This window comes from Corynebacterium sp., assembly GCF_030532195.1.
Lineage (GTDB): Bacteria > Actinomycetota > Actinomycetes > Mycobacteriales > Mycobacteriaceae > Corynebacterium.
The window spans coordinates 209,956-232,511 of sequence record NZ_JAUNLP010000003.1 but is presented as its reverse complement, the minus strand read 5'-3'; the positions used below and the strand labels follow the sequence as shown (position 1 = coordinate 232,511).

The window sequence follows — 22,556 nt, the reverse complement described above, 5'->3', positions numbered from 1 at the left end:
GTACTGCACTCGGGAGGGTGTGGGAGAGTAGGTCGCCGCCGGCATCATAAAACTTTTCTTGTGTGTGGGGTGTTTCGGGTTGTGGTCCTGGAACACCCCACACTTTTTTATACCCATTTAAGCTTCAAATCTGCTATACGGTTTCTATGTGAGACTTTCCCATCCGGTGATCGGGTATTGCTAGCTGCGCCTTAGGCCCTGTTACATTTAGAGTCATGCGTATTGGAATCGTCACAGGTGCTTCTCGAGGAATTGGGAAAACATTCGCTGTGAAGCTTGCCAATTCGCATCCTGACCTTGACGAGATTTGGTGCATTTCTCGGACAGGAAATGATGAGATTTTTAATAATTGTGGATCAGTCCGGATAAGGTATTTCCAACTAGACCAGTCTGATGCGTGCTTCTATAGCGAGCTGAAAGCAATGGTAGTGCAGTCCGACGTCAATGTTGTTTATCTCATCGCTAACGCTGCAACAGCAATTGCTGGAACCGTTCTCGATCAACCCTTTGAGGAAGTTGATCAAATGGTTCAGACAAATATCCGCGGAACTTTAGCCGCTGTCTATGCCATCGCACCGTTAATGCAGCGGGGCAGCCGTATTGTGCTTGTCTCTTCTATTTCTGCAGATGTGCCGACACCCGGCTTGGCTGTATATACCTCTACCAAGGCTTTTATTCGTCACTGGGGCTTAAGTCTGCGCAATGAGCTGCGGTCACGTGGTGTGTCGGTCACGATTGTGCTGCCGGGAAAAGTGCAAACTTCGGCTCTCGTGGACGTCGTAAAGCGAACGGGTTCGTGGAAGTTAAAGCTGATGCTGTATCAGAGCGTCGACTACCTGGTTTGGCGATCGCTGCGGGCGGCGGACCGTGGACAGGCAATTGTGACGCCGGGAGTGTATTCGGTGGTCAGTTGGCTGTTTAAATTATTGCCGACGCGACTTGTGGCACGAATGTCGAGTTTGGCGAAATAGAATAGTCTCCAACTTTCGATTAAGCCCAGGGGGAAGGGCAAGTAGGGGATTATTCGGGAGCTTGACTAGGCTACGAAATATGCGTAAGTCATTCACCGCAGCAGCGGTCTACCTCGGTCTTGGATTGTTCGCCGGCGTTTTCTATCGCGAATTTACTCGTGCAATGGATTTCACCGGGCAGACGCAGCTGAATACGCTGCATACTCACTTCCTTGTACTCGGCACGTTCTTTTTCCTCATCGTTCTGGGTTTGGATAAGGCATTTGGCATTTCCGAGTTCAAGGGCTTTGACGGTTGGTTTATCCTCCACAATGTTGGCCTGGTGTGGACCACCGGATTCATGGTCGCCAACGGCATGACACACGTTATTGCAGGACCAGAGGCATGGGGTGCGATGTATTCCGGGCTGGCTGGTCTCGGCCACATTATCCTGACAGTCAGCTTTGTGTGGTTCTTCATGCTGCTGAATAAGGGGCTCAAGCGAGTAGAGCGCGAACAGCGCAAGGCCCGCGCCACAGCGATAAGCTGATAACGCGGGCTAAAGGGGGGCGAGCGAAATTATTCGTCGGCGATTGCAGCCAGCGGCGGTGTTTTCGCCGCCTTCTGGCCAGGCCCCAGGGCAGCAATAACACCAATGATTGCGGAACCGACCAACATCGCCACAATCTGATTCCAGGGCGCTGCGATGGTGGTAAGCCCCTCATCCTTCAACACAGTCAGCAGCGCCCAACCGAGCCCCAGACCCAAGCCCACGCCCAGCACGGCACCGAAGATAGAAATCTGCACCGATTCCAGCCGAATCATGCGGCGAATTCCAGATCGCTGCATGCCGACGGCGCGGAGCATACCGATCTCCTGGCGGCGCTCCACCACTGAGAGCGCAACAGTATTGATAATTCCCAGAATTGAGATCACAACTGCCAGCGCGAGCAACGCGTAGACAATGCCCAACATCACGTCGATGGAGGCATTCGCCACCCCGGCAAATTCCTCAGCAGTCATTACCTGCACCAGGAGATAGTCCGAAACGGCATCGCTAAGCTTTGTCTGAATGTCTTCCATCGCCTTTTCGTCATCTGCGATATCGCTGGCGACGTGTACATAGACCTGAAGCGGGAATAGTTGGCCAGGACCAACCTTTTCCCGTGCCGTATCGGCAGAGACGACAATTGCCTGGCTTGGGTCTTTAGTGTCCGCGAAGATGCCGGTAATGGGGATTTCCCACGTACCGCCCTTGCCAAACATGGTCAATTCCTGGCCGAGCTGCCAGCCCTTTTTATTCGCTGTCGACTCGCTGACAACCGCACCTGCATCAGGCGCGGACAAATCCAACGAACCGGCAGTTGCATGAGTGCCGTACCACGTGCCGACATCACCATTTAAGAATGTCGCATTGCCCGAACCCGGGCCAAAACTGCCCTCCTCGGTGCCAGCCTGCATCATCGCCGCTGCTTCTTCCGGAGAGGCCACCAGAAGTGAGCCAATCGACAGCGTCGCGGTCTCCGTCACGCCGTCGACCTTGGCCGCCGCGCCTTCGACCTCCTTAGGCAGCGAAGCGTGCGCACCCATAGGCGGCGAGAGCACAAAATCAGCCGTCAGGTTGGTCTCCGACCACTCATCGACAGCCGCCTTCATCGACACACCGAACATGCCAATCGTCGTTACCAACGCCAGCCCCAGCGTCAACGCAAACGAGGTCGTCGCCGTTCGGCGCGGATTACGGCGCGAGTTGGTCGCCGCCAGCTTGCCGACGGTCCCAAAAGGAGCACCCAAAACGCGACCAAAGCCCCCGAGAAGCGGGATGGACAGCGCAGGACCGACCAACCACACAGCGGCAATAGCTAAAACTGCGCCGATACCAATGCAGATGGCGCGGGAGCTAGTCTCCGCATTCCACTGCAGGGCAAACATAATGATGCACAAAGCAGCAGATGCGGCGATGGCACCAACCCAGGTACGACCGGCAAGGCTGCTGTCGGCAGTTTGGTCTCCCGAGCGCATGGCCTCAACCGGTGGAACAGCGCCCGCACGGGCAGCCGGCGCCCAGGCAGCAATCATGGTGATTACCACGCCAACGATGAGTGGCACGACAACTGCGGAGGCCGTGACCGTCAGGCCACCGCCAGGCATGGAAATGCCAAAGGCATCCATGGCCACAAACAGTCCCTCACTCAGGGCGAAGCCAACAAGAACACCGATGATGGAACCAACGAGGCCAACGAGGAAAGCTTCAAAGAGCACGGACGCAGTGAGCTGCCGTCGTGAAGCGCCGAGCGCGCGCAGGAGTGCAAACTCCTTGGTGCGCTGCGTGACCAGCATCGTGAAGGTGTTGGAAATGATGAAGATGCCAACGAGAAGACCGATAAGACCGAATGCAACCAAGAAGTAGTTGACGAAGTTCAGCGCGGAGGAGATGGACTCGGAGGCTTTCTCAGCCAGCGTGGTGCCTGCCTCTACCTTTAGCGTGGGGAAAGCGTCCGCCATCTTGGAGGTCAGTGCTGCGGGATTCGTCGTGGAATCGGCAGCGATGGTGACTTGGTCGACCACACCGTCTTCGGTGTAGAGCTGGCGCCATTGGTCGGTGTTGAAGAAGACCGCCAGCCAGCCGGTCTCATCGACCGAGGTGTCAGCGATGCCGACGACTTCGACACTGGCCTGCTCAAGGCGAGAGACCACCTTGATGTCATCGCCAACCTTTAAATCACCCTGTTCAGCAGTGGTTTTATTAATCACCACTTCGCCTGGCTGCCGTGGCTCGTGGCCCTCGGTGATAGTGACTTTATTACTCACCGCCTGATCGGTGGGGTAGTAGGGAAGACCCATAGAGGGCGAACCATTGGTCTGAATCGGCTTGCCGTCGGAGCCCGTGGCAGTGATGCCACTGGTGGGCTCACCGATATTGACAGCGCGCACGCCGGGGAAGTCCGCCAATTGCTGCTCGACATCGCGGGTCAGCGCGCCCGGATTATCCGCTGGTGCGCTCACCACCACGTCAATGCCGTCATACGCCGTGGTCAGAGCGCCCTTAAAGGCTTTATCCAGCGATGAGGTAAAGACGAACGCGCCGGTGATAAAAGCAGTGCCGAGCACAACCGAAAGAATCGTCAACGCCAAGCGCAGCTTGTGCGCAGCGATATTGCGCCAGGCGACGCGGCTCAGAGTGGAAGATGATGATGCCATGGGAAAACCCCGCCTACCCTAGAGATTCTCGATATCGGCCATACGCGCCAGAATTTCCGCCGGAGTGGGATCCCGCAGCTCATCAACAACGCGGCCATCAGCTAAAAACACCACGCGGTCCGCGTAGGAAGCCGCTGTGGCATCGTGTGTCACGATTACCACGGTCTGACCAATGTCATCGACTGCAGAGCGCAGAATCTCCAGCACTTCGCGTGAGGAGTTCGAGTCCAAGTTGCCGGTTGGCTCATCACCGAAGATGATTTCCGGCCGGCTGACAATCGCCCGAGCACAGGCAACACGTTGCTGCTGACCGCCCGACAGCTCTGTGGGGCGGTGCGACAGGCGCTTTTCCAGCCCCAGGCGCGTCGTAATCTCGTCGAACCACTCCTTATCCACCTCGCGACCAGCGATATTAATGGGCAGCGTGATGTTCTCCGCCGCCGTCAGCGTGGGCACTAAATTAAACGACTGGAACACAAATCCCAGGCGATCTCGCCTAAGCGCCGTAATCTCCTTGTCCGACAGCTTCGACAGCTCCGTCTCGCCGATGTACGCGCTTCCCGACGTCGCGGAGTCCAAGCCGGCCATGCAGTGCATCAATGTCGATTTTCCCGAGCCGGATGGGCCCATGATTGCAGTGAACTCACCCGCGGCAAAAGAAATATCAACGTGGTCCAATGCGGTAACAGCAGCATCGCCGATGCCGTAGGTCTTAGTCAGGCCTTTGGCGTAAGCGGCTGCGTGTGGAGCGGAGGAATCAGACATAACTGAGAAATCTCGTTTCTAAAGTTTTTAAGCGGTGGTGGAATCGAAAGCGGAAATTTAAGAGCGGATTCGATGGCGCAAACCAGATAGCGCACACCAGAGCCACACCCTACGGTGCAGCTGCCGACGGACTTGATTGTGGCAGAGATAGCGGATTGAAGACACTGCGCTGAGAGTGGAATGTACGAACCTCGCCGGATAGCGGATCGGTAAAACTCATTTCCACACAGACCAAGTGCAGTGGCGCGGAGGAATCCTCAGCCTCCAGCGGCAAAATCTCCGGATAGTACTGGTCACCCAGGATAGGAAAGCCCAGCTCGCTCAAGTGCAGCCGCAGCTGATGCGTGCGCCCGGTAATAGGGCGGAGCTGCCACAGAGCGACGCGGTCGCAGTTTCCCGCAAGCCCGTCGGCATCCGAAGGTACGTCGACAAGCGAAATGTCTTCCACAACCGTGTGGGCGTTCGGCTCCCCGGAGATAGTGAAAGCCTGCATCTGACCAGCAATTTTGTTTTGGCGTGTGCGAATGTGCAGCGGTGTCTCCGGCACGTGCGAGGCCTCAGCGTCAGACAGTGGTGCCGGTGACGTCAACGCGTGATAGCGCTTAGTGACTTTATCCGAGGCAAAAAGCCCCTGATAGGCACCACGTACCTCGCGCCGGGCAGTAAAAATCAGCAGCCCCGACGTCAGCCGATCGAGCCGATGCGCGGGAACCAAATCAGGATTTCCCAGCTCACGCCGCAAGCGCACCACCGCCGTCTCCGTAATATGACGCCCGCGCGGCATCGTCGCCAGAAAAGAAGGCTTGTCGACGACCACAAGGTTTTCATCCTGAAAAACGACCGGCATTGGCCCCGCGATTGTGCGCTCCGGAGCCGGAGTGCGGTAAAACCACATCTCCGCGCCGGGCTTTAACATGTCATCCGGGCAGTAGGGCTCTGAATTGGCGCGGACGACCAACCCCTCGGCAAAACGACGTGCAATTGCCTTTTCATTATCATCCGGATGGCGATGAGTCTGCCCCTCGATTGCGCCGGTGAGCAGATCCCACGCACGGGTGGGAGCATCACCGCGACGCCCGGGAGCAGCGATGCGGGAGGGATTGAGCCCATCGCGAATGGGCAGTGGCATGCGACGCATACGGCTGACTTTAACAGGTGCCCCGGATTGGCTAGCTCGACGATATGAGCTGCACATTTCCCTGCTCTAAAGGATGTGGGCGGTCGCTGGTGAGCAGTTGGCGAGCGGACGGTGGCTGGGGTGGTGTGCAGGAGTTGAGTGGGTGACCAGCGGGTGCTCAGCGACGCTAGCGTGAAGTGCCCCCGCCCACTGCCCCTGATGGGGGCTTAGATGATTCATTTTCACCTGTTGGTCTCAACACGTTGGGGGTAGAGTGGAGGTGAAAGTCACATAAGGAGGCAATCAATGGCAAGGCAGAACATCATCGTCTGTGCGGTCGACGGCTCAGAAGCTTCGAAGACCGCCGTTAAGTGGGCTGCTAATACCGCAGTCAAGCGCAATGAGCCGCTCCGCCTGGTCAGCAGTTACTCCATGCCACAGTTCCTCTACGCAGAGGGCATGGTTCCGCCGCAGGAGCTTTACGACGATCTCGAGGCCGAGACGCTGGAGAAGATTAATGAGGCCAAGAAGATTGCCCTCGACTTCGCGCCGTCGGTTGATGTGAGCCACCAGATTGAAGAGGGCAGCCCGATTGATATGCTGCTCGATCTTTCTGAGCAGGCCACGATGGTGGTCATGGGCTCCCGTGGTCTCGGCGGTCTGTCTGGCATGGTCATGGGCTCGGTTTCCGCCGCAGTTGTGTCGCACGCTTCGTGCCCGGTCGTGGTTGTTCGCGAGGATAACTTGGTGACTGAGGACACCAAGTACGGCCCGGTCGTGGTTGGTGTTGACGGCTCCGATATCTCGGAGAAGGCAACCGAATACGCATTCCGTGAGGCAGATGCTCGCGGTGCAGAGCTCATCGCTGTCCACACCTGGATGGATATGCAGGTGCAGGCTTCGCTGGCTGGTCTTTCGGCAGCTCAGAGCCAGTGGCAGGTTGTTGAGGAAGAGCAGAAGGCTCTGCTCGGCCACCGCCTGGAGAAGTACACGGAGAAGTACCCGGATGTACCAGTGAAGAAGGTTGTCACTCGTGACCGTCCGGTTCGCGCACTGGCAGATGCATCCGAGGGTGCACAGCTGCTGGTTGTCGGTAGCCATGGCCGCGGTGGATTTAAGGGCATGTTGCTCGGTTCCACCTCGCGTGCACTGCTGCAGGCCGCCGCTTGCCCGATGATGGTTGTCCGTCCGGAGAGCTCGGACAAGTAAAGTCGCGTCGCTATGCGGTGATATCCGGTAATTCAGCGCGAATTCGCCAACTGTTACCGAATATTTATAAGTAGAGCCAAGTCGCCTCTCACCGGTATGTGAGAGGCGACTTCGGTGTTTTTGAGGAATATCCGGTTATTCGTACTGTGCTGCATAAATGCATGTAAAGGCATGAAATGTGGGTATCTTTTTATTGTTAACGGCGCAGTTTCGTCTTGTTACTACATCGTAACGTTCGCTGATTTATCCACATTTTCTTTGTGATTTTCGGCTTTCTGGGTTACCTAATTGTTCGGTCGCGCCTATAGTTGAAGGCGAAAGAAGTTTTTAGGGAAAGGAATGTCAATCATGAACGAGATTCTGCTTGCTGCATCTTCAGCCCCGGCTTTGGGCTTCTTTGGTTGGATTATCATCGGTGGTCTTGCTGGCTGGATTGGCTCGAAGATTATGAATACTGATGACTCGATGGGTGTCACCCTGAACATCATCGTCGGTGTTGTCGGTGGTTTCCTGGGTGGCTGGCTGCTCACCCTCTTCGGCGTTGATGTCGTCGGCGGCGGCTACTTCTTCAGCTTCCTCACCTGTCTGCTTGGCGCGGTGATTCTGCTGTGGATTGTCGGTCTTATTCAGAAGCGCCGCTAGGGAGCAGTAAGTAGCCTGCACACTGGCAGTTTCATGCAGAGCGAAAACACCTAACTCAATCCCGTTAATCCGCTTGGGACTTCGCTAGTTCCCAAGCGGATTTTTCGCGTTTTAGCGGCGCTGGCAATGGTCTGTTGGGAGCGGTTCGCACACCGCGCTAAGCTATATTCAGAAGGCTAAATACCGACTGGTTTGTTCTTTACTAAAACCGCGATGTCGGAAATGCCTACAATGACAACCGTAACGTTAATGTCCTGCTTAACCTTTGCAGTAACTACTGTTGCTGAAAGGATTAACAGCGGGAGTGATTTTGGAAGGACACGAGGTACTGCCGTGGCAGAAGCGACATCGAGCAAGGGCGCAAAAGGCGGCCGTGCTTCCTCTCGCCGCCGTAACCGGCCTAGCCCCCGGGAGCGCCTCTTAGCCTCAGCAACTTCACTGTTTACAACTGAGGGCATTCGCGTTGTCGGTATTGATCGCATTCTGCGTGAAGCAGACGTGGCGAAGGCAAGTCTGTACTCGCTCTTTGGTTCCAAGGACAAGCTAGTTATCGCTTATCTCAAGGACTTGGATGCAAAGTGGCGGGAGGCTTGGGAACAGCGTGTCGCCAGCCTGGATACACCAGCAGAGAAGATTCTCGCGTTTTTTGATCAGTGTATTGCCGAGCAGCCCGCGATTGATTTCCGTGGTTCCCACTTTCAAAACGCCGCTAGTGAGTACCCACGGCCAGAGACTGAGTCTGAGCAGGAAATTCGCCAAGCCGCTGAGGATCATCGTGCGTGGGTGTGGCAGCAGCTGCATACGCTGCTGACAGAAAACGGCTGTACTATGCCGTCAGCTCACGCCAATATGCTGATGTTGTATCTGGATGGCGGACTTGCAGGTGCAAAGATGTCGAAGGATCTCACTCCGCTGCAGATGGCCCGTGACCTCGCCCGCGATTTGGTCACATAAATTCTCCGCAGTTAGTCCCGGAATCGCTTCCACTGTGACTCTTGACTTCCGGTGACCTTTTTAAATTGGTTTTTCGCGCCCTTGCCAGCCGATTTTGCCAAGTGCTGGGCAATGAGTACCGGCTTAGGACGCTTTTGCGCCTTAGCGGCCTTTTCGGCCTTCTTAATCTTCGCCTCTCGAGCTTTAGTTGCCTCCGGCAATGGCGGTACTATACCCGAAGAGATAGCGACGCCCTTGGACAGAGAAGGAAGATGATCCTGAGCTCCCGGGCGCATCTGAGTTACTGCGTAGCGAACCTGCGCAATCTTCAACGCCTGCGCATATTCCTCGTCCGCCTTTGCTTTACGACGTTGTAGCGTTTCAGCTTCAAAGGCGTCATATTCGGCCTTAAACTGCTTGGCCTTCCACGGCATAACTACCGTTTTGAGCCTGCGCATGCGCTTGGCCTTTTTCAGACTTTTAGTTTCATTCTTTTCTGTTTCAAATTCCGCTTTTTGGTGATCCTGGAGAGTATGAAAGTCCTTCGAAAGTGGGTACTCCTTCTCCACATAGCGAGTCAGAATAATATTCTGAGTCAGTGTCCAAAAGTTATTGGCTACCCAGTAAGTGATAAGCGCTACTGGCGTGGGGCCGAAGAAGCCGGCGAATAAAATAATCAGCGGACTGTAGAAAATCATCGCCAGCATGAATTTGTTCATGAATACGCTGATGTCGTTGGAATAGTCCAACGTGCGGCGCAATCGGCGCCTGGAAATCACCAAGTTAAAACAGGTGAAAAAGGCCGCTGCAGTGATGCCAATGAGACAGAAAGTCCGCAGTGAGTCATAGTCGCCGCCCATTGCTGCTAGCTGTTCGCGTGGCATTCGAAGATATGCCGGCAGTGGCTGGCCTAAGAACGTCGCGTTCAGGAATTCTGAGACCTCGTCTTGGGAAATGAAGCCGACACCATGGGTAGCCGGTTGGCCTGGGCCATTGGACGCGCTGGCAATTTTTCGCACCAACCGAACAAGACCCATAATCACGGGGACCTGGACAAAAAGGGGTGCCAGCATCGCGGAGGTCTTAAGTCCCTCTGCCTTACGCAGCTCCTGACTAGTGAAACTGGCGTACTGAGGTGCTTCGGGGTCGATACTGCGACGATAGTGCTCTCTGACCATAAAGAGACGCGGACGCAAGTTTGCTTGTTTTCGTGCTGAGACGAATTGATTAAAAGCAAGGAACGCCAGGGCACTTCGTACGGTGACCACTAGCAGGAAGAGCGACAGCGTCCAGGACAGGGACGGTGGTAGGCGCAGCACAGAGGCGAGTAGTAGATGCCAAATCTTCAAAACAAAGGAGACAAGCCAGACAAATGGTTCGAAAATAACCACGGGCTTGTCCCCTCCATGCTGCGAATCAGATATGAACGTCTATTGACGCCACCAACTTTAGGACCTGATTCTAGTGGCCTCAGTCGAACTGAGCCACACCGAGGTCGAATTGGTTAATTCGCGCTCTCGTACTGTTCAATAATCGACTTGGGCAGCGCACCGCGATCTGCGACATCCAGACCGTTTTCACGAGCCCACTGGCGAATCTTGCGGTTGCGCTCGCGGGCTTCCGCAGCGTTCGGATTTGCCGCTGTGCGCTTACGCGGAGCGACTACCGTGCCGTGGTCAATGGTCGCCTTGGCAATGTACGGTTCCAACACCTGCTCGAATTTCTCGGCGTTGTCCTGAGACAGGTCCAGAATGTAGTTCTTTCCACGGAAAGAAAAACGAACAACGCGGTGATCGGCAGAATCCAATGGGGTGCCATCAAGGTCGTCGATATACTGAATTAATTCACGCCGTGCCATGATATTTCCTGTCTAGTTCGTGTACTGAACTCGCGTTGGTGTGGGTATCTATTTAAGTACAATAACGATTCCCCTCGTAGTATAAAACAGATTGAGAATTATTGTCCATTTTGTGAAATATGTCCATAAATAGCGGGCTGAAAGACTTAATTTATTTATTTCTTAAGAATTAAATAAGTAACCAAAAGATGGTTCCACCACAGACATTTGGCCCCAGTAAAATAGCAAAAAGACCCTGCATGGAAATGCAGGGTCTTTGTACAGCTGGAGAAAACTCTGGCTGCGGTTTAGGCCTTGGTCATCCCCTTACCGCGCTGACCACGGTAAACAGCGGCAGTGTACAGTGGCTGGTTTGGCTTTTCCTTGACCTCGAGCAGACGGTAGTCGGCAATCACCTCATCGCGGCCGAAGTAGACAGCGGCGTAGCCGTGGCGGTCAAACTCAAGGTAATTGACGTATGGGTTTGCAGCCTTCAGAGCAGCAGTTGCGGCCAGCGACACCGGATTGTCCTGTGGAAGCATCAGGGTGTCGTCGATATTTGGAGCGCTCACCGAGCTACAGACAATTTCCATAGCTGCAATTCCGGAGCGTGGATACTGACCTGGAACCTTTGGCACGTTGGTGCTCCAGGAGCTGTGGATATCGCCGGTGAGGAAGACAATGTTGTCAAAGCCCTCGTTGCCCATGATGTCGAGCAGTTTGCGGCGCTCAGCAGCGTAACCGTCCCACTGGTCAAGGTTGTACGGCAGGCCATCCTGCGGCAGGCCAAGCAGCTCGGTAACCGCGCGGGTGGCCTCTGGGTCCATCGGCGGAACCAGGACAGGGGTGAACATGACGGAGTTACCGACAACACGCCACTGTGCGCTGGAGGAGCGCCACTGCCCCAGCAGGTAGTTGAACTGCTCAGAGCCGAGCATGGTGCGGTTCGGATCATCGGTCTGACCAGCGCGAATGAACTTCAGTTCCTGGTCGCGGTAGGTGCGCAGATCCAGCATGGTGAGGTCAACCAGGTCACCGAAGCGGAAGCTGCGGTAGAGGTGGCCGCCCTCGGAAAGGGAAACAGCGCGCACCGGCAGCCACTCCAGGTAAGCCTGCATAGCGGCATCGCGGCGAGCGTAGTAGTCACCTTCGGTCTCCGGATCGTGGTTTTCAGCGCCGTGGCGCCAGTCGTTGTTTGCGACCTCGTGGTCATCCCAGGTGACAATCCATGGCTTTGCGCGGTGTGCTTCCTGCAGGTCAGGGTCGGTGCGGTAGGTAGCGTAACGCAGGCGGTAGTCAGCAAGCGAGACAATCTCGTGCGCTGGCTTGTGGTCGCGCACCGGGCCCTTGCCGGAGTATCCGCCGGCTTCGTACTCGTAGATGTAGTCACCGACACACATGATGATGTCAATCTTCTCGTTTTCCGCCATGTCGCGGTAGGCAGAGAAGAAACCGCTTTCCCAGTTAGCGCAGGACGTCAGCGCAATGCCCAGGTGATCAGGGGAGGAGTTGACCGGCGGTGCAGTGCGGGTGCGGCCAACCGGCGATGCCTCGCCAGCGTACTTACCGCCGGTGACGGTAAAGCGGTAGTAGTAATAAGAATCCGCAGCCAGGCCCTTGACATCAATCTTGACGGTGTTGTCAGCACCCGGATCGGTATTCAGTGCGCCAGAGGCGACGATGTTGGTAATTGCCTCATCAGTGGCGACCTCCCACTTCAGAGGAACTGGGGTGCCCTGGTTTGCACCGGCGGTATCGCCAGGGTGCGAGGTAGCACGGGTCCAAATCAGCACAGAGTCCGGCAGCGGGTCGCCCGATGCCACGCCATGCTGGAATACGTGGAACTCACTTGGTTCTTCAGCTGTTGCGGGCGGCGGGGACAGGAAGTCCAGGGTTGCCGCCGCATGAGGGGCATTCGCCAGACCAATTGCGCCGGCAGCGACACCGGTCGCACCAGCACGCAGAACCGAACGACGAGAAGGAGTAAAAGGCTTTTTGTCTGCTGCTGCGTCGTTGTGCGGCGCTTGGGCAGTCAGACCGGGCACGGAAGTCTGAGAATTATCTGAAGAGGGCATAGACAACATTGAAATATGTGCAACGCCACCGCGCCAACGCTAACGCAAAGAAATTTAAAATGGGGGTGACTGTGGGGGTAGACAAGAGCGTGGATAGGGCCTCCATGCTCTTGCCCCAAGAACAGTCAAACTAGCCGTTCAGCTCAGAGATAATCTGTCGATCCAGTGCATCCAGCTCTGCGGTGACAGAGTGGTGTGCACGACGACGCTGCTCTGGAGTCATCTTTTCCGCAGCCGAAACAGCATCAGTCATGATGTCCAGGCGCGACTTTGCGTCCTTGATGAAGCCATCGACGCCGTGCTTCTTGGAAATGCTCAGAGACTTCAGAGAAGCGCGAGTGGCCTCAATGCGAGCCAGTAGCGGGGCGCCGTGCCCCTGGTGACGTGCCGCATCATCTGCGGAAACGCCGAACTTATGCGCAGAGGACGACTGCTCACGGTTCTGAATTGCGGTAATGGCACGGTAAGCCAACGGAACGAGCACTGGAACCAACAGGCGGGCGCCACCAATCCAGGACTTTGCCTTGTCCTTGGTAAATCCCGCAGAGCGCTGCTGCTCCAGAATCTTCTCAGCCATCTTGGTCTGGTGGCGCTGCTTTGCCTTCAGTGCCTTCTTCTCATCCTTGGCCTGAGCCTTACGCAGCTTCTCCGCGCGCTTAATCGCGCGGTTGTCGAGTTTGAGCTCCTTCTTGCTGAGCTTCTCCTCAGAACGAACGCGACCAGCAGCTTCCTTCATTTCCAGCTTGTGCTGATGCTTCTGCTCACGCTTAGCGGCCTTTGCGTCAGCCTTCTGCGCCTTGCGGTTCAGCTTCGCCGCATGGCGAGCCTCTTCCTTGGCCTTCGCCTTGGCTGCCTTTACCTGCTTGGCGGTTTCGCGCCGACGCTCACGGATATCACCCAAGAAGCTCATTTTTTCCTTCGCCTTATTGCTCGCAGATAGTCCCTCCAGCGAACGGGGAAGTGACATCACTTCTCCGCCACACCAGAGTGCGCTTGCCAGATGCAGTGGCTGCATCACGATTCTTGCCATCCAAGCTTAACGTGAAACTTCCTACCGAGTGGCGATACGCTAATTCTCATTGTGACTGATTCATCCGCTTCGCGCCCACTGCTGCACGCAGACGACTTAATCGGCTGTCGATATCGACTCAGCTTGGACCTCCGTGACGGCCGCTTGGTCGCCTCTTCGCATCGTCATGTGCATCGCTTGCCGACGGCCATTGCGTCCATCCCCGGTCTGTACACCGTAGAGCCGGGGCCGGACGCATCTCTTGACACTCTGGAGGCCATTGCTCGCGGAGAGGATGTCATCGCCGGCGCGGTACTCCTGCGTGAACGGCCAATGCCTGGGCGTGTCTACTCCGGCATTGATGAGATTTGTCATCCAGATCTACTGGTCAAAATCGATGATGCGCCGCATGCACCAGGACCTACCTATATGCCGGTGTTGGTGGTGACTCGGCATCTGCTGTCTGCTCGCAAGGCGAATAGGCGCAGGAAGGCGCCGTCGTCACGCGCGAACGGGCGCTCCCCGGTGCAAGCGCGCCTGCTTAGCGTTGACCGTCTGGGGCGGCAGGGCGTGCTGGGGCGGACGGTGCGTGATTCGATTATTGGTGCGGATGAGTACAAGCTGCGTCATCACGGGCCTGATGCTGTGGCGCTGGGGCAGGCGGCGGCGATGCTGCACCGCCTGGGCGTTTCTAGCGGCATGGTCGGGGCGATTAGCGCGACGGGTATGAATCTGGATGCGCGTCATATCGTGATTGCGGAAGAGGGATCGCGGGTGGCTTCGTACCGGATGGCGCTGCGCGATGCTCGTGACGCGGTCGCCGCGACGCAGGGGCGCCCCTCGCGGTTTACGCTGGGGACATGGCCGCTGGCACCGCGCCGAATTCGCGAGTGTCGGACGTGCCGTCACCACGACTATTGCTTCAAAGAGCTAACTGCGCACGACGATATTTCGCTGCTGCTGCCGGGCGATAAATCGATGCGTTTGCGCAGTTCGGGGATTAATACGGTGACCGCTCTCGCCCGCGCGGACACGAGCGTGCCGCATGTCAGCAACGAGCAGGTGTGGTTGGCGCGCGCTCGGCTTGCCGACGTCGAAGCGCTGCGGGTGACCAAGAAGACCTCGGCTCCGCGTGCGGATGTGGAAATGGACATCGACATGGAGGCGTATCCCAACGATGGCGCCTACCTGTGGGGCACATGGGTGCCGGGTGAGGACTATCGCGGTTTCGTGACCTGGGAACCGCCGGGGCCAGAGGGGCTTGGCGGTACCGCGGAGGCGCGAAACTTCGCGATTTTCTGGGATTACTTGATGTCTCGGAGGAATGCGGCGGTGGCGCGCGGTGAGACCTTCCGAGCCTACTGCTGGGCTGCCGAAGGCGAGAACTACTGGCTGCGCACGACCGCTCGGAAGTTTGGTGGCCAGGAGTTTGAGGTACCGGTCGATTCCGCTGCGGCGGCGGGGATTGCTGGCACGGATGGCATCGATGGCACGGAGGGGCTGACGAAGATTGTGCGGGTGCCGACGCGTCAGGAAGTCGACAAGTTCATCGGCTCGGCCGAGTGGGTGGACATGCTGAAAATCACGCGGCGCCAAATCATCTCACCAGTGGGAATGGGGCTGAAAGTCGTGGCACCGTGGTCCGGGTTCCACTGGCGTGATTCCGATGTCAACGGTGAAGCATCGCTGGATCTGTACCGCATTGCCACGGCGACGGACCTCGACTTTGTGGTCGAACAGGACTTTGAAAAGCTCAGCCAAACCGAGGCGCGCGCGATGCTGCTGCGCTACAACGGCGACGACTGCCGCTCCGTCGCCCACGTCCGCGATTGGTTGGATTCTCAGCGTGCGATGGAAGATTTGCCGCACGGAAAGGACCTGCCAATTCCCTAGGGCTTGGCTGGGCGACAGCGGTAGTGTGGCACGTAAGTCAGCGCACCCATGTACCGCGCCGGGCAAAACGTGGCGCGATCTTCGTCATCGCCGCATTGCGGATGATGGCCGTGTTCTTCTTCGCAAGCAAAATGAGCTGCTGAGCGCGTTCTGCTCGGAAAGTCGCCCGAGGGCTGCGGTGCACGTCGCGGAAGAGCATCTTGGTTGCGGCCAGCTGATCGGGGGAGCGCGTAGCCAGCTGCGTCAATTTCTCCTTCGCCAGCTCTACGGCGGCGGGCTCATCCTCAACACTCCAGGTGGCCAGGCCAATGTCGGCGGCTTTCGCGCCACAGATTTCTTCACCGGACATGGTGAGCCAGCGCGCAACATCGGCGCTGACCTCATCCAGAATCGTGCGCATGCCGGACATGTCTGGGATAAGGCCCCACTTGGCTTCCAAAATGGACCACTTCGCATCCGTCGTGGTGATACGGAGATCCGCGCCCATTGCCAGCTGCAAACCACCGCCATAACAATGTCCGTGCACTACAGCGATCACCGGCACCGGCAGGCGTCGCCAATCCCAGCAGGCACGCTGAAAGAGGTTCGTACCGTGAATATCGGGCACAAAATTGCGCAGCACACGTGAGGGCTTCTTAAACGCAGAGGCAAAGTCGAGGCCCGCGCAAAATGATGGTCCTTCCCCTCGCAAGATGACTCCACGCAAATCTCGGTCATCCGCCAGGCGTCGGGCGACGGCAGACAGCTCGTTGAGGGTCTCCAAAGTCAGGCCATTGAGCTTTTTCGGCCGATCCAGACTGACGATGGCAATCTTTTCTTCACCAGCAGACAGGCTCTCATAGGCGACTGTGACGTAATTGCGCGTGTTCATGGGACTAACGCTAAACGACGGTCATTGGCTGTGGAGCCAAAAAGAGAAAACCACAACTGGAAGAGCCGCGAAACAGGTCAGCAGTTGTGGCAATAAAAAACCGACCCGCTGGGGGTCGGGTGAACCGTATGGTTCTACCTTCCACATCCAGTGGGCCGGTACGCCATTTCAAGAGCCGCGTGGCAGGGACGCGTAAAAAGCCACGCGCTCTTAAAAGACCAGGAAGACTTTTTAGAAGTCTGAAGTCTTACTTCTTAGCAGCTGCGAAGAGCTCTGCAGCGTAGTCCCAGTTGAAGACGTTCCAGACAGCCTTGACGTAGTCAGCCTTAACGTTCTTGTACTGCAGGTAGAATGCGTGCTCCCACATATCCAGCAGCAGAACCGGCTTCAGGTTGATGGACAGGTTGCCCTGCTGGTCAGTCATCTGCTCAATAACCAGGCGCTCTGCAATGGTGTCGTAGCCAAGGACGGCCCAGCCGGAGCCCTGCAGACCCAGGGCCGCAGCGTTGAAGTGAGCCTGGAACTTCTCGAAGGAACCGAAGTCGCGGTCGATAGCCTCTGCCAGCTCACCGGTCGGCTTGCCGCCACCGTTCGGGGACAGCAGCTTCCAGAACAGGGAGTGGTTAGTGTGGCCACCAAGGTTGAATGCCAGGTCCTTGGACAGGCCGGTAACAGCAGCGAAGTCGCCAGACTCGCGAGCAGCCTCAAGCTTCTCCAGAGCAGCGTTTGCACCGTTGACGTAATTAGCGTGGTGCTTGCTGTGGTGCAGCTCCATAATCTCGCCGGAGATGTGCGGCTCCAGAGCGTCGTAAGCGTAATCCAGCTCAGGAAGTTCGTACTTAGCCATTGAAAAAATTCCTCCTCAACAACGATTTTTGTTTGTGCCGTCGATGGTACTCAAGATGAGAGAATGCGCAACCAATTAAGAAAGGAAATTGATTCGTAATTGCTAAAATGGCTGGTCAACCGACATAGTTTTATTTATGAACGTGGCGGCTGGTTGCGGCGAATCCACTTGACTATGCGCTTAAACCGCATTCCGGCCGCGCCGCCGAGATCGTCGTCAAGCGGAATGTCCAGAATCGATGCCCACGTCGGGAGCATCTCCTCTTCGTAGCGGTGTCCATGACCGCCGGGGACGGTGACGGAGGCGAGCCCGTCGATGAGTACTTGCCAGAATGTGACGAACGGGAACCAACGCATGGCCGGCAGAACATCGCGGCCGACGCGTTCGACCAGCCAGTCGGGGCGGCGCCACGCCAGGGGGTAGTCCCACCACACGATTGGATCTGAGGCGTGCTGCAAAAATGCCACGCGTGGAAACTCCCACGGTCCGAACTTGGTGCCGTAGAAGGTCTCGTAGAGCTCCTGGGGGCGGGTGGCAAAACGGATGTTCTTGCCGTCGTTGATAACCGGCGCGATCTCGGGCGAGCCCGTCGCGCGGTTGAAAGTCAGCTCTTTCCACATTGCGGAGAACTGTGGTGCGCCGGTCCAGACGGCACCGTCGATGTGAGCGAGCATGTCCTCGGCGTTGTCGAACGCGCCAAGACCGCCGAAGCCGCCGAGGGACTCACCGGCGACGTAGACCTTTGGGCGGTCATCCTCCGGCATTTTGTCGACCTCTTGCAAAACGCGACTAATAAGTACCCTACCTGCGGCGATAGGCGTTTCATGGTCAGTTAGCCACGCAACCGGCGACGGCAGATGAGAGTACTGCAGCGCGACAGTTGCACAGTTGCCCAAGGTGAGAAATTCCACGGCCTGTGATGACCACGGTGGCACCCAACCCGTGCCGGTGGTGGTGAAGACAACGATGTGGTCGCGCCAGAATGCGCCCGTGCGATGCATCTCGCGAATGATGAGCTCGGCCTGCGACTCCAGCGAGCGGCCGGGAACCTTGCCGGCATAAATGCGAATCGGCTCCTGGACCTCGGAGGTTTCCTTGCCCGAGACCATCGCCAGCTCGTGGGCACGTGGCCCCTCCGCGACAAAAACCCGCCCCTCAGCGCCGAGGGCATGCCATGGTTCCAGGGACCACGGGCTCCCGGAACGCTCTGGTTCCCAGGGCTGCAGGCGGCCCGGCACGATGAGGGAGTTGAGGTAGCGGTAGCGCTTGGCGACATTCTCAAACCCACGGCGAATAACCAACAGGTCGATGCTGGTGGCTACGGTGCCGCCGACAATCGCACCGCTGAGAATCGGGGCGAGGCCGCGTGGCAGCCAGGGGCGCATGCGGTCGCGCAGAGCATCATAAGCACGGTTGGCCAGCGCAGACAGTCCGCGAGTGGCTAAGTACAGCCCGCTGGCAATCATCGTGGAGGCGAGCTGGCTGCGAGCCGACTCCTGCTCGTCCTTGCCCACCAAACGGCCAATTTCACGCTGTTGGACAATCGACTTACGCCAGACCGCAACGGTTGTGGCAGTTGTTGCAGCGTGCCAAATCAGAGCCATGGTGCGCTGATGGCGCGGAGCTGGCGCGAAACGGGAAAATCGCGAGGATTCCAGCCATTGCAGTGCCTTGTTGTAGCCATAGCCGGTAGCAACACCTGTGACATGACCGGCTAGTTGAGCAGTGAAGGTCACAGTTACAGTGGCCACGCGGGTGCGCGGCATCAGAGAGGGACTAAATGCTGCCCAGGATGCAATTTCAGCACCAATCAAGCCGGGATTTGAGGGGATGCCAGCGCGAAGTGCGTTGCGCAGAGTTCCCGGCCCTTTACCCAGAAAACGCTCGCGGAAAATCTTGCCGACGGCTTTCCCGCCGGACGCCACGGCAGCTCCGGTGGCCTGAACCGCACTGGTTGACTGCACTGTCTGACCCGCTCGAGCCACGTGAGCCACTCGAGCTGCGCGAGCTTTATTGGCCGCACCAGCTGGCACGACTGAGCGGATAGTGCGACTCAGGAATCCCATAACTTCCATAATGGCAAAAATCGGACGCGCCGGTTGTGCAACTAGCGCGTAGCCTGTCGGTTGATGCACCTTTTCCGTATCGGTTTAGAAGGAGCCGTGGACAATGAAAACATCCACAGGTAACAAAGTCGTGCTCGTCGGAGCCGGTGATGTTGGAGTCGCATACGCCTACTCACTGGTTAACCAGGGCAGCATTGACCATTTGGCAATCATTGACATTGATACGAAGAAAACCATGGGCAACGTCATGGACTTAAACCATGGCGTGGTGTGGGCTTCTTCGCGCACGAGAGTCACGCAGGGCACATATGCCGACTGTGAGGATGCCGCGTTGGTGGTCATCTGCGCAGGTGCGGCGCAAAAGCCGGGTGAGACACGCCTGCAGTTGGTGGACAAGAACATGAAAATCATGAAGTCGATTGTCGACTCCATCATGGGTAGCGGATTCGACGGCATTATTTTGGTGGCCGCCAATCCCGTCGATATTTTGACCTACGCCGTCTGGAAGTACTCCGGACTGCCGCACAATCGTGTTTTTGGCTCCGGCACCATCTTGGATTCGGCCCGTTTCCGCTACATGTTGGGAGAGTATTTCGAGGTCTCGCCAATGAGCGTGCACGCCTACATCATCGGCGAGCACGGTGATTCCGAGCTTCCCGTGCTCTCCAGCGCCAACGTCGCGGGCGTCAGTCTGGCAGGCAAGCTAGCGGCGAATCCCGCGCTTCACGACGAGCTGGAGGACATCTTTATCCGCACGCGAGATGCGGCCTACAAAATCATTGATGCCAAGGGCTCTACTTCCTACGGCATCGGTATGGGGCTAGCTCGAATCACCCGCGCAATCTTCCAAAATCAAGATGTGGCTCTGCCTGTTTCGGCCTACTTGCAGGGTGAATACGGCGAAGAAGATATCTACATCGGTACCCCGGCCATCGTTAACCGTCGAGGTATTCGTCGTGTCATTGAGCTGGAACTCGATGACTATGAGCAGCAGCAGTTGGAAAAATCCGTTGCCACCTTGAGGGAGATTCAGGATCCGTTCTGGAAGTAACACCCCGCTCGACATGCGCGTTAGCCAATCTCGTTTGAGAATGATTAGCGCGGGCGTGTTTTGCACACGCACGGAACTAATCAACGCACAGGAGTGTTTTCTCTATGCCAGCGCAGAGCCCCGAAGTTGAAGCGACCGACACCACCGAGGACGGCCTTCCGCGGCTTGACCTACTCATTAGTCAAATTACGGATCTCATCGCGGAACTCGACAGCGTCAGTGCAGATGCCGCGTCGCTACTGGCAGAGGTGCCGGAGGAGCGCCGCAGGCATGCGGAGAACCTCCTGCACTACGCGCATCTGCGCACCATTGATATCCGTGAACTGCAGAATCAGCTGCATGACCTGGGCGTTACCAGTCTGACAACCATTGAGACTTTCACTCGTGGTCGTCTGGAGCTGGCACTCAATGCGCTGCTGGCACTGGCCGGTAGGAAGTCGGATATCGACATTGCCAGCATCATTGCCGATGATGAGCGTGCTGACCTCGCGCTGGATGACAACGCTACGGCGCTGTTTGGTCAGGAGCGTGAGGAAGTTACTTCGCACATTATGGTGACGCTGCCGACCGAGGCCGCAGATGATGCTGCACTGGTTGAGAGCTTTGCTGTGGCCGGTATGGACTTGGCCCGCATCAACTGCGCCCATGACGGCCCTGAGCAGTGGAATCGCATGATTGACAATGTCAATGCCGCTGCGAAAAAGGTTGGTCGTCGCATTCCAGTGTCGATGGACCTGGCCGGTCCGAAGCTGCGCACCGGCACCATCGAGCCGGGTCCGCGTGTGGGCCGCGCCCGCGTTGTCCGTGATGATGCAGGTCAGGTGGTTTTTAAGTCCAAGATTTGGCTAACTCCGCGTCTGGCTGAAAACCCGTTGCCGGTTCCGGATGGTTTGCCGGGGCGTCCCGCGCTGCCGCTGCAGGCGGATAGTGGCTGGTTGGAGCAACTGCAGGTTGATGATGTCATCACGCTGCATGACTCTCGCTCCGCCAAGCGCCACTTCACCGTCGTGCGCATTGAACGCGATGCCGAGGGCGAAACTCTGGGTGTTCTCGCCGAGGGCGACAAGAACGCCTGGATCGCTGAGGGCACACACCTGCGCAGCAACTATGAAGTCACCCGCGCTGGCGGTGTTCCGGCGACTATCCAGAAGTTGCGCTTCAACACCGGCGACCAGCTGGTTCTCACCAGCCGCGAAGAAGTCACCATTCTGCCGCGTTCTGCCGAGGACATTCCACGCGTCTTCTGCTCGCTGCCGACGGCGGTGTCGGCGCTGACTCCGGGCGATCCAGTGCTTTTCGACGACGGCGCCCTGGCCGCAGAAGTCGTTGAGGTCTCTGAGAAGTCGGATGACCAGGGCACTTACGTCGATGCCCTCCTACGCGTTACCCGCGCAAAGCCAAAGGGACAGTCCCTGGCGGAGAACAAAGGTATCAACCTGCCGAAAACCGACCTGCCACTTAATTCGCTGACTGAAGATGACATCGAGGACTTACGCTTTGTCGTAGAAAATGCGGACATTGCAGCCGTGAGCTTCATCCGCACCAAGCAGGATGTCGAGTACGTCTTCAAGATTCTGGATGAAATTGCGGCAGAGCACGAAAATGTGGGCCGCGAGGACCTGGCGCGCCGGGCTCGTGAGCTCGGCGTGGTGCTGAAGATTGAGACGATTCCGGCATTTGAGAATCTGCCGAACATCATCATCACCAGCTTGCTGCGTGCGAAGACTGGCCTGATGATTGCCCGCGGTGACCTGGCTGTTGAGCTGGGCTTTGACCGCATGGGTGAGGTGCCGGGCCAGATTCTGACGCTGGCACAGGCCGCTGGTGTGCCAACGATTCTGGGTACTCAGGTGCTGGAGAACATGGCCAAGGCGGGTTTGCCGTCCCGTGCTGAAATCACCGACGCGGCCTTCGCACTGCGTGCCGAGTGCGTGATGCTAAATAAGGGCCCGCACATCACCGAGGCAATCCAGATTCTCAACGATCTGGCTCGGAAGATGGGCCGCTCGCAGCGCAAGAGTCGCGTAATGCTGCGCAAGATTCGCAGCTGGTCTGACTAGCCGGCCCCTCAGGGCGCGGAGGACTAGGTT

Annotated in this window: 18 protein-coding genes; 8 read left to right on the top strand and 10 right to left on the bottom strand. The window is 57.2% G+C overall.

All coding sequences use genetic code 11. The features are described 5' to 3' along the window. Positions 1 to 215: 215 nt before the first annotated feature. Both Q4E11_RS05375 and Q4E11_RS05370 read left to right on the top strand, forming a co-directional pair. On the top strand, positions 216 to 971 hold the full coding sequence (locus Q4E11_RS05375) for an SDR family oxidoreductase (RefSeq protein WP_303164249.1): 756 nt from the start codon (positions 216 to 218) through the stop codon (positions 969 to 971). 79 nt (positions 972 to 1,050) lie between these two features. After that, positions 1,051 to 1,500, top strand: a complete 450-nt coding sequence (locus Q4E11_RS05370; RefSeq protein ID WP_303164248.1) for a DUF2871 domain-containing protein — start codon at positions 1,051 to 1,053, stop codon at positions 1,498 to 1,500. A 29-nt stretch (positions 1,501 to 1,529) separates the two neighbouring features. Here Q4E11_RS05370 and Q4E11_RS05365 read toward each other — a convergent pair whose 3' ends face one another. From Q4E11_RS05365 to Q4E11_RS05355, 3 genes are all read right to left on the bottom strand, one after another. Continuing rightward, a complete protein-coding gene (locus tag Q4E11_RS05365) occupies positions 1,530 to 4,151 on the bottom strand; it encodes an ABC transporter permease (protein WP_303164247.1) in 2,622 nt (873 codons plus the stop codon). An 18-nt stretch (positions 4,152 to 4,169) separates the two neighbouring features. Then, on the bottom strand, positions 4,170 to 4,916 hold the full coding sequence (locus Q4E11_RS05360; RefSeq protein ID WP_303164245.1) for an ABC transporter ATP-binding protein: 747 nt from the start codon (positions 4,914 to 4,916) through the stop codon (positions 4,170 to 4,172). A 109-nt stretch (positions 4,917 to 5,025) separates the two neighbouring features. Then, positions 5,026 to 6,054, bottom strand: coding sequence for a pseudouridine synthase (locus tag Q4E11_RS05355; protein ID WP_303164244.1), 1,029 nt, complete (start codon positions 6,052 to 6,054; stop codon positions 5,026 to 5,028). A gap of 285 nt (positions 6,055 to 6,339) precedes the next feature. On the opposite strand from Q4E11_RS05355, the gene Q4E11_RS05350 reads away from it, so the two are divergent. The 3 genes from Q4E11_RS05350 to Q4E11_RS05340 all read left to right on the top strand — a co-directional run bounded on the left by Q4E11_RS05350 (position 6,340) and on the right by Q4E11_RS05340 (position 8,838). Then, a complete protein-coding gene (locus Q4E11_RS05350; protein ID WP_303164242.1) occupies positions 6,340 to 7,242 on the top strand; it encodes a universal stress protein in 903 nt (300 codons plus the stop codon). Between the two features lie 348 nt (positions 7,243 to 7,590). Then, positions 7,591 to 7,884, top strand: coding sequence for a GlsB/YeaQ/YmgE family stress response membrane protein (locus Q4E11_RS05345; RefSeq protein ID WP_303164241.1), 294 nt, complete (start codon positions 7,591 to 7,593; stop codon positions 7,882 to 7,884). Positions 7,885 to 8,217: 333 nt separating this feature from the next. Then, positions 8,218 to 8,838: a TetR/AcrR family transcriptional regulator gene (locus Q4E11_RS05340; protein WP_303164240.1), complete on the top strand. Its 621-nt coding sequence runs from the start codon at positions 8,218 to 8,220 to the stop codon at positions 8,836 to 8,838. Between the two features lie 11 nt (positions 8,839 to 8,849). On the opposite strand, the gene Q4E11_RS05335 is transcribed toward Q4E11_RS05340, so the two are convergent. The 4 genes from Q4E11_RS05335 to Q4E11_RS05320 form a co-directional block, all read right to left on the bottom strand. Then, positions 8,850 to 10,208 carry a YidC/Oxa1 family membrane protein insertase gene (locus Q4E11_RS05335; RefSeq protein WP_303164239.1) on the bottom strand — a complete coding sequence of 453 codons (1,359 nt, stop codon included), beginning with the start codon at positions 10,206 to 10,208 and terminating at the stop codon, positions 8,850 to 8,852. Positions 10,209 to 10,321: 113 nt separating this feature from the next. After that, positions 10,322 to 10,675, bottom strand: coding sequence for an Lsr2 family protein (locus Q4E11_RS05330; protein WP_303164237.1), 354 nt, complete (start codon positions 10,673 to 10,675; stop codon positions 10,322 to 10,324). 287 nt (positions 10,676 to 10,962) lie between these two features. Beyond that, complete coding sequence (locus Q4E11_RS05325; RefSeq protein ID WP_303164234.1) at positions 10,963 to 12,729, bottom strand: alkaline phosphatase; 1,767 nt, start codon at positions 12,727 to 12,729, stop codon at positions 10,963 to 10,965. 130 nt (positions 12,730 to 12,859) lie between these two features. Next, positions 12,860 to 13,639 (bottom strand): DUF6474 family protein, encoded by a 780-nt coding sequence (locus tag Q4E11_RS05320; protein ID WP_303164230.1) that lies wholly within the window; start codon positions 13,637 to 13,639, stop codon positions 12,860 to 12,862. Positions 13,640 to 13,810: 171 nt separating this feature from the next. On the opposite strand from Q4E11_RS05320, the gene Q4E11_RS05315 reads away from it, so the two are divergent. After that, positions 13,811 to 15,631, top strand: coding sequence for a ribonuclease H-like domain-containing protein (locus tag Q4E11_RS05315; RefSeq protein ID WP_303164228.1), 1,821 nt, complete (start codon positions 13,811 to 13,813; stop codon positions 15,629 to 15,631). A 37-nt stretch (positions 15,632 to 15,668) separates the two neighbouring features. Here Q4E11_RS05315 and Q4E11_RS05310 read toward each other — a convergent pair whose 3' ends face one another. The 3 genes from Q4E11_RS05310 to Q4E11_RS05300 all read right to left on the bottom strand — a co-directional run bounded on the left by Q4E11_RS05310 (position 15,669) and on the right by Q4E11_RS05300 (position 19,415). Further along, entirely contained in the window at positions 15,669 to 16,502 is an 834-nt protein-coding gene (locus Q4E11_RS05310) for a crotonase/enoyl-CoA hydratase family protein (protein ID WP_303164227.1), read from the bottom strand. A gap of 247 nt (positions 16,503 to 16,749) precedes the next feature. Then, positions 16,750 to 17,349 (bottom strand): superoxide dismutase, encoded by a 600-nt coding sequence (locus Q4E11_RS05305; protein ID WP_303164225.1) that lies wholly within the window; start codon positions 17,347 to 17,349, stop codon positions 16,750 to 16,752. Between the two features lie 134 nt (positions 17,350 to 17,483). Further along, positions 17,484 to 19,415: an alpha/beta-hydrolase family protein gene (locus Q4E11_RS05300; RefSeq protein WP_303164223.1), complete on the bottom strand. Its 1,932-nt coding sequence runs from the start codon at positions 19,413 to 19,415 to the stop codon at positions 17,484 to 17,486. A 103-nt stretch (positions 19,416 to 19,518) separates the two neighbouring features. Here Q4E11_RS05300 and Q4E11_RS05295 point away from each other — a divergent pair, with 103 nt between their 5' ends. Further along, entirely contained in the window at positions 19,519 to 20,466 is a 948-nt protein-coding gene (locus Q4E11_RS05295) for an L-lactate dehydrogenase (protein WP_303164221.1), read from the top strand. Positions 20,467 to 20,570: 104 nt separating this feature from the next. Then, positions 20,571 to 22,526, top strand: coding sequence for a pyruvate kinase (locus tag Q4E11_RS05290; protein WP_303164220.1), 1,956 nt, complete (start codon positions 20,571 to 20,573; stop codon positions 22,524 to 22,526). Positions 22,527 to 22,556: the final 30 nt, after the last annotated feature.